Annotated in this window: 5 protein-coding genes; 3 read left to right on the forward strand and 2 right to left on the reverse strand. The window is 73.8% G+C overall.

The annotated features are described in order from the left end of the window. Window positions 1–3: 3 nt before the first annotated feature. Complete coding sequence (locus EBH09_RS27455; RefSeq protein ID WP_121751035.1) at window positions 4–525, forward strand: hypothetical protein; 522 nt, start codon at window positions 4–6, stop codon at window positions 523–525. Between the two features lie 186 nt (window positions 526–711). Here EBH09_RS27455 and EBH09_RS27460 read toward each other — a convergent pair whose 3' ends face one another. Beyond that, entirely contained in the window at window positions 712–1326 is a 615-nt protein-coding gene (locus tag EBH09_RS27460) for a hypothetical protein (RefSeq protein WP_121749633.1), read from the reverse strand. A 281-nt stretch (window positions 1327–1607) separates the two neighbouring features. After that, entirely contained in the window at window positions 1608–3773 is a 2166-nt protein-coding gene (locus tag EBH09_RS27465) for a RecQ family ATP-dependent DNA helicase (RefSeq protein WP_121749634.1), read from the reverse strand. Between the two features lie 143 nt (window positions 3774–3916). On the opposite strand from EBH09_RS27465, the gene EBH09_RS27470 reads away from it, so the two are divergent. Together EBH09_RS27470 and EBH09_RS27475 are read left to right on the forward strand one after the other, a co-directional pair. Further along, window positions 3917–5473, forward strand: a complete 1557-nt coding sequence (locus EBH09_RS27470; RefSeq protein WP_121749635.1) for a DUF4192 domain-containing protein — start codon at window positions 3917–3919, stop codon at window positions 5471–5473. 460 nt (window positions 5474–5933) lie between these two features. Continuing rightward, window positions 5934–6519: glycogen debranching N-terminal domain-containing protein (locus EBH09_RS27475; RefSeq protein WP_274595148.1), on the forward strand; the 586-nt coding region annotated here is incomplete at its 3' end.

The following is a 6519-nucleotide window of genomic DNA, read 5'->3' on the forward strand; positions in this document are numbered from 1 at the left end:
GACGTGCGCTGCGCCGGCGGCCCCGGTCCCGCGCGACCGGCGCCGCCGGCGCAGCGCACGTCGCGCGACACGGCCGCGACCAAACCCGCCCCGTCGGGTCCGGCTGCTCCGGCAGCCGCCCCGGCAGCTCCGGCCGCCCCGCAGATCCAGCTGATCCCGGCCTCCCCCGAAGGCGCGCTCGATGCCGCCGAGGAGGCCGTGGACCTGCTGTTGGACTCGGGTCGCACCCCGGGTGACGTGCTGGTGATCACCACCGGCGAACCGCACCCGTGGGCCGTCCACGAACTGTCCTTCGGCGATGCCGCCTACTGGGCACAGCACGACGCGGGCGACGACGTCTTCTACGCGGACGCCGCCGTCGCGGACCGTGCCGCGTCGAGGGCCGTGGTCGTGGTCGCGCTCAGTGGGGGCCCCGAAGCCGCCGCTGTCACCGCCCTGTCCGTGGCCCACTCCCGGGCCGGCGCCCTGCTGATCGTCTGCGGTGACCCGCAGCGGATCAACTCGGTGCTGGGCGCGGGCGTCTGAGCCAGTTCCGCCGTCGCGGCGGACGCCGGTGTGACACGGGGGCCGCCGAGTCGGCCCCCGCACGGTGGCGGCTCAGGCATGTCCGGGCGGCCGACGTCCACCGGGCGACGTAGACGCGTGTTGTCGGGTGCTCTCACAGACCTGGACGGAGCGGCGCTGCCCCGGAGTGCGCCGTGCCCGTGGCGCTCAGCGAGCCGCCGCGCGGCGCAGCACGTCCGAGGCGACGCCGCCGGTGCGCGGTGGCGGTGGCGACGTCTCTGACGTGGCGAACGGCTCCGGCGCGGACGCCGCGTTGGGGCGGCGCCCCCCACGGCCCTCGCCGAGGACCTGCCAGCCGTCACGGGTCAGCGTGATGTACGCGCCGCAGCGCAGCCCGTGCAACGTGCACGCGTCCCGCAGCCCCCACATCCACGCGCCGTCCTCCTCCGTCCAACGCGCATCGCCCTCACGGCAGTAGAGCAGTACGGCGGTGCGCACCGGAGTGCGGCGCCGCAGGTCGTGCGGGATGACCCGGCGAAGCTGGGCGAGCAGCGCGTTGCGGAACATCCATCCGTCGGCGAGGGCCCGGTGGCTGGTGAACGAGGCACTCGCACGCAGTCGTTCGTCCGGATCGAGCACGGCCACGATCGCGGTCGCCGGTTTGGGGCGGTGCCGCGAGTGCAGTCCGCCGACGATCTCCCGTGGATTGCGCAGCAGTGGGATCCCGGCGGCGGCCCACTCCGCCGGTTCGAGCAGGCGAGTGGCGGAGGCGGCGGACGGCGACAATGAAGCCGCCGAGGACGGAGCGAATCCGAAGGTCACGTTCCTCCCTTCGGCTACGCGCCCACACTGCGGGCGGGGTCGGATTCGGGGGAGCGCGCACCGCAGTGAAGCCCTGCCTGATCACGGACGAGCCGTGCGGGGAGCGGACTTCAATTCTTCCTGTCGAACTTGGTTGCGGCAACGAGCAATTGGGGCCGACGACCGTTATCGGATGATGCGCGTCCTATATCCCTACCCAGAGCGCACCCGGGTGACGCATGGGACGCCCCACCCGCGGCCGTGCGGAGCTTGGGTCCGCCGACGTGCGCAGCGGCCGACGATCAGCCTTGCACGGCCAGGACCAGTGGCAACACCCCCCGGGCTCCGGCGCGGCGGAGCAGCCGGGCCGCCACCGCGAGGGTCCAGCCGGTCTCGGTGCAGTCGTCCACGAGCAGAACCGGGCCCTCGAGTCCGGTGAGCGTGGTGGCGAGGGCGGACGGCACCGCCAGCGTGCCGTCGAGTGCCTTGAGCCGCTGTGCGCTGTTGCTGCGGGACACCCTGGACACCTCGCCCGTGTACTCGACCGAACCGAGCAGCGGCAGCCGGCCGACCTCGGCGATGCGTGCACCGAGAGAGTGGATCAGCTGGGGCCGGGTGCGCGAGGCGACGGTCACCACCCCGACGGGCCGCGGCCGGCCGTCGGCCGCGCCCGAGGCCCAGCCCCCGGGGCCCTTCGCCCAGTCGGCGAGCACAGCCACGACGGCCTTCGCGACATCATCCGGCACAGGGCCGTCCGGAGCCTGGGCCGAGAGCATCGGTCGCAACCGGTTGCCCCAGCCGATGTCGGACAGCCGGCCCAACGCCCGGCCCGGCTCGGCCTGTTCCCCGGCCGGAATGCGCCCCTTCAGTTCGACACCGATGGCCGGGAGTCCGGTCGGCCACATGCGGCGGGGCTCCACCTCGACGCCGGCCCGGCCCAGATCGACCCGCGCGGCGTCGAGGGAGTCGGGGGAGGTGTCCGCGGTGAAGCGCGGGCCTGTGCAGTTGTCGCAGTGGCCGCAGGGCTTGGCCCCCTCGTCGTCCAGCTGGCGTTGCAGGAACTCCATCCGGCAGTCCGTCGTCGAGGCGTAGTCGCGCATCGCCTGCTGCTCGGCCTTCCGCTGCCGTGCGACCCAGTCGTACCGCTCCGCGTCGTACGTCCACGGCTGCCCGGTCGCGATCCAGCCGCCCTTGACCCGCTTGACCGCGCCGTCCACGTCGAGGACCTTGAGCATGGTCTCCAGGCGGGAGCGGCGCAACTCCACCAGGGGTTCCAGAGCGGGCAGGGACAGGGGGCGCTCCGCACCCGCGAGGATGTCGAGCGTGCGGCGCACCAACTCCTCCGACGGGAAGGCCAGTGAGGCGAAGTACTCCCAGATCGCCTCGTCCTCCTTCCCCGGCAGAAGGAGCACCTCGGCATGCTCGACACCGCGCCCGGCACGGCCGACCTGCTGGTAGTACGCGATGGGGGAGGAGGGCGAGCCCAGGTGCACCACGAAGCCGAGGTCGGGCTTGTCGAATCCCATGCCGAGCGCCGAAGTGGCGACCAGTGCCTTGACCCGGTTGGCGAGCAGGTCGTCCTCGGCCTGCTGCCGGTCCGCGTTCTCGGTCTTGCCGGTGTAGGAGGCGACGGTGTGGCCTCGCTGCCGCAGGAAGGCGCTGACCTCCTCGGCGGCTGCCACGGTGAGCGTGTAGATGATCCCGGAGCCCGGGAGCCGGTGGAGGTGGTCGGCGAGCCAGGCCATCCGGTGCGCGGCGTCGGACAGCCGCAGCACGCCCAGGCTGAGGCTCTCCCGGTCCAGCGGGCCGCGCAGCACCAGCGCGTCCGACGTACCGCCGGTGCCGAGCTGCTCCGCCACGTCGGCGGTCACGCGCGCGTTGGCGGTGGCCGTGGTCGCCAGCACGGGCACACCGGGCGGGAGATCGGTGAGCATCGTGCGCAGCCGCCGGTAGTCCGGACGGAAGTCGTGGCCCCAGTCGGAGATGCAGTGGGCCTCGTCCACCACGAGCAGCCCGGTCGCGGCGGAGAGCTTGGGCAGCACCTGATCGCGGAAGTCCGGGTTGTTGAGCCGCTCAGGACTCACCAGCAGAACGTCGACCTCGCCCGCGGCGATCTCGTCCTGGACCGCGTCCCACTCCTCGGTGTTGGAGGAGTTGATGGTCCGGGCGCGGATGCCGGCCCGTGCGGCGGCCTCGACCTGGTTGCGCATCAGCGCGAGCAGCGGGGAGACGATCACCGTGGGCCCGGCTCCCCGGTCGCGAAGCAGCGCGGTCGCCACGAAGTAGACCGCGGACTTGCCCCATCCGGTGCGCTGGACGACCAGGGCCCGGCGCCGGTCGGCGACCAGGGCCTCGATCGCCCGCCACTGGTCCTCACGCAGCCGGGCCGCGCCGGAGGCGTCCCCGACGAGGCGGGCGAGGACCGTGTCGGCGGCTGTCCGGAGATCCGCGTTGCTCGTGTGCTCCATGCGTTCCATACAACAGGACGGGACTGACAGCCGGGCGGTGGGGCGGGACGGCGTGGTCACCGGGCGCCACCGGGTGACGTGTACCTGATGAAAGTTATCCACAGGGCAAAGCGGAACATCTGGATCCGCGAGATCGTCGGGCCATGACGAACCACAGCGAAACGACTGGATCCTCCGAGAACGGCGACATCCCGGGCCCCGTGAAGCCCGGCCGCACGGCGCGCACCCGGTATGACGGTCCCGGCGACGAGCACCAGGTCACCCTGCGCACCCCCGCCGAGTTGGCCGACGCCCTGCCGTACCTGCTCGGCTACCGCCCCGAGGACAGCATCGTCCTGGCCGCCCTGCGCGACAGGGGCGGGCGGGGCCGTTTCGGCGGCCGGGCCAGGCTCGGGATCCCCGCCAACGCGGACGACTGGACAGGCGCCGCCGGACAGCTGGTCCACGGCCTGGTGACCGGCAGCGAGCGCCGAGGCGTGAGGCCCGAGCAGATGGTCGCCTACCTCTGCCAGGAACCGGCGCGGGGTGAGACCGGCCGGGAGGTGATGGAGCGACTGCGGCCGCTGGCCCAGAAGCTGCGCGTCGAGTGCGGAGCCCTCGACGTACCGGTGGTCGAGGCGCTGTGCATCTCAGCGGGCCGCTTCTGGTCGTACTGCTGCGACGAGGAAGCCTGCTGCCCGGCGGAGGGCGTGCCCATGGGGATGCCGGGCACGTCCGTGCTGGCCGCGGCGGCCACCTACGCCGGTATCCAGGTGCGCGGTTCGCTGAGCGAGCTACGGGCCAGGCTGCTGCCCCGGGAGAACGCCGCGGCCCTCGACCAGGAGGCAGCCCTGGACGCGGCCGCCGTGACAGTGGTCTCCAGGATCCTCGATGACGCCGGGCGTTCGGAGGTGGCCGAGGAGACGCTGGACCTGGCACGGCGGGTCATGCGACGCCTCACGGACGCCCCGCCCGTGTCCGGCGTGCCCGCCGAGGATCTGCGCGACGACCAACTGCTCGGGCACGACGAGGCGGCGGCGCTGATCCTCGGCCTCCAGGACCGTACGACCCGTGACCGTGCGGCGGAGTGGATGGAGGGTGACGAGGCGGGACCCGCGTTGCGTCTCTGGCGGGCCCTGGCCCGTCGCTGCGTCCGCTCCTACGGCGAACACGCGGCCGCGCCCCTCACTCTCGCGGGCTGGGTCGCGTGGTCCGTCGGAGATGAACTGGAGGCCCGGGAGGCTCTGGCCATGGCACTCGGCGCAGATCCCGACTACCTCTTCGCCCGCCTCCTGCACCAGGCCTGCAATGAGGGCCTCGATCCCGAATCGGTGCGCCGCTGCCTGCGAGCGGAGCGCGGGGGCCGCGGAGGCGGGGGAGACGACGCCACGGGCGGGGGAGAGCAGGCCGACGGGCCCGCGCAGCGCCGGCCGGCCGAGCCCTGGTCCGCCCCGCAGGGATCACCCGGCCGCCGGCGCCGGACGCGCTCCGGCGTCCCGGCCGATGGAGCCCCACGCCGTGCGAGGGCGCAGGGCCGTGAGCCGGGCGCGAGGATCGGGCGTCCTCGCACTCCGGCGGGTGGTGAACGCCCGGGCGGCGTACGGCCGGCCCGAACGCGGTCGCACGTCTCGGGAGCACAGGCCACGGTCCGGAAGGAGACCTGCGCGGAAGGAGCCGGTGCGGGAGAGCGCGCGACTGAAGGGGGCGAAGAGCGAGCCTGAAGGGGGAGGCTGCCCGCGGCTCGCACCCTCGTCTGCCGGGCATCCCCGCCCCAGGCGTGACCCGGAGTACACCCGCTCCGTTCACCTGAGTGGCGGAACGCCCGGACCGGTCGGGACGCCGCACCGCAGCCGTCCGGCCGGACCTCACACGGCGCCGTTCCGCCAGAGGCGCACCGAGCAAAGAGGGAGCCCTCCCATGCACCAGCCGACCCCGCCCTACGCCGCTCCGGACACCTCTGCCGCCGGACGGAGGAGCGCGCTGCCGTCCCTTGCCGTCTCCTTGGCGCATGCCGGGAGCCGAGGCTCGGGGGAGGGACAGTCCCTCGGCCCGCCGACGGTCCGCCCCCAGCCGGGGGTGTCCCCCTCGTCGGCGTGGTCGGGTGCGGAGCCGGTGACTCCGCGGAGTGCGCCGTCCGCGACGCCACACAGATCCGGGGACCTGCCGCCCGCTCACAAGACCATGATCGGAGTAGCCCTGCCCGGCCTCGTGATCTCCACGGAACAGGGGCAGCTGACCGGTCTGGGGCTGGAGGGGTTCTACCGCGCGGGTCGACGCCTGCTCTCCCGGTGCCGCCTTCGCGTGGCCGGGCGTGAGCCTCTCCCGTCGCAGGCCCGGATGACAGGCGCCCACCGTGTCCGCTTCCTGGGGACGCTTCGGACGTCGTCCGCGCCGGGGCCGGACCCGGACGTCATGGTCGAGCGAACCCGGGACGCCGACGGTACGGAGCGGATCACGCTGCGCAGTTGGGCACCCCACCCACTGCGGCTGCCGGTCGAGGTGGCCCTCGGCACGGACTTGGCCGACCTGGGATCGATCGCCGCCGGCCGCGCGGGCCCCGCCCTGTCGGCCAGCGTCCACGATTCCGGGCTGCGGTGGTCCGGCGCCACGGGCAGCGCGTCGGTCACAGCCGTCCCGCCGCCCGTCGACGCACTGGCCTCCGCCGGACTGCTGCGGTGGGAGATCCTACTGCCTCCGGGCGGCAGCACGAGCCTCGAACTGCGCGTGCGACCGGACGGCGCGGGCCCGCTCCGGCCGGCGGGCCGCA

The sequence above is a fragment of the Streptomyces sp. E2N166 genome, assembly GCF_003671715.1.
Taxonomy (GTDB): Bacteria; Actinomycetota; Actinomycetes; order Streptomycetales; family Streptomycetaceae; genus Streptomyces; species Streptomyces thinghirensis.

Bases quoted from the DNA above. Each gene is read 5' to 3' on its own strand.
- EBH09_RS27465 (WP_121749634.1), bottom strand. From the start codon at position 3,773: ATGGAGCACACGAGCAACGCGGATCTCCGGACAGCCGCCGACACGGTC.
- EBH09_RS27470 (WP_121749635.1), top strand. From the start codon at position 3,917: ATGACGAACCACAGCGAAACGACTGGATCCTCCGAGAACGGCGACATC.